At 67.0% G+C, this 1,195-nt stretch carries 1 protein-coding gene; it reads right to left on the bottom strand.

What is annotated here, in order from left to right:
- Positions 1–45: 45 nt before the first annotated feature.
- Positions 46–1,195 (bottom strand): NAD(P)(+) transhydrogenase (Re/Si-specific) subunit beta (locus tag ACOADB_RS26425; RefSeq protein ID WP_378606017.1); only part of this gene is annotated, 1,150 nt, incomplete at its 5' end.

Here is a 1,195-nt window from a genome sequence, read left to right as displayed (position 1 = left end):
AAGGGCCGGTTCCGCACGGAACCGGCCCTTCGTCGTACTGCTTGCTCAGCTGAGGTGGCTCACGATGTCCTCGACCCGGTCCTTCGCGTCACCGAACAGCATCTGGCTGTTCTCGCGGAAGAAGAGCGGGTTCTGGACACCGGCGTAGCCGGCGGCCATGGAGCGCTTGAACACGATGACGTCCTTGGCGTTCCAGACCTCGAGCACCGGCATGCCGGCGATCGGTGAGGTCGGGTCCTCCGCGGCGGACGGGTTCACGGTGTCGTTGGCGCCGATCACGAGCACGACGTCCGTCTCCGGGAAGTCCTCGTTGATCTCGTCCATCTCGAGCACGATGTCGTAGGGCACCTTGGCCTCGGCCAGCAGCACGTTCATGTGGCCGGGCAGGCGACCCGCGACGGGGTGGATGCCGAAGCGGACGTTGACGCCCTTGGCCCGCAGCTTCGCGGTGAGGTCGGCGACCGGGTACTGCGCCTGCGCCACGGCCATGCCGTAGCCCGGCGTGATGACCACGGACGAGGCGTTCGACAGCAGCTCGGCGGCGGCCTCGGCCTGGATCTCGCGGTGCTCGCCGTAGTCCTTGTCGTCGCCCGCGGGGGCGGCGATGCCGAAGCCACCGGCGATGACGGAGATGAACGAGCGGTTCATCGCCTTGCACATGATGTAGGACAGGTAGGCACCGGAGGATCCGACCAGGGCACCGGTCACGATCAGCAGGTCGTTGCCGAGCAGGAAGCCCGAGGCGGCCGCGGCCCATCCGGAGTACGAGTTGAGCATCGAGACCACGACCGGCATGTCGCCGCCGCCGATGGAGGCGACGAGGTGCCAGCCGAGCGCGAGCGCCAGCAGGGTCAGGACGCCCAGGAGGATGTCCGCCGACGTGTTGTCGTGCGTCTCCAGCGAGACGTAGATAGCGGTCAGGATCGCGAACAGCACGAGCGAGCCGACGTTGATCAGGTTCTTGCCGGGCAGCATCAGCGGGGCCGACGAGATCTTCGCCGACAGCTTCAGGTTGGCGACGATCGAGCCGGTGAAGGTGACCGCACCGATGAAGATGCCGATGGCGACCTCGGCCTCGTGGATGTTGACCAGGCTGTCCATGGAGTCGTGCGAGCCGAGGATGTGACCGTTCCAGCCGATCAGCACCGCGGCGAGACCGACGAACGAGTGCAGGGCCGCGATGAGCTCGGGCATG

It is taken from the genome of Nocardioides sp. CPCC 206348 (assembly GCF_048654705.1).
Classification (GTDB): Bacteria; Actinomycetota; Actinomycetes; order Propionibacteriales; family Nocardioidaceae; genus Nocardioides.
This window is presented reverse-complemented; position numbering and strand designations above follow the sequence as displayed.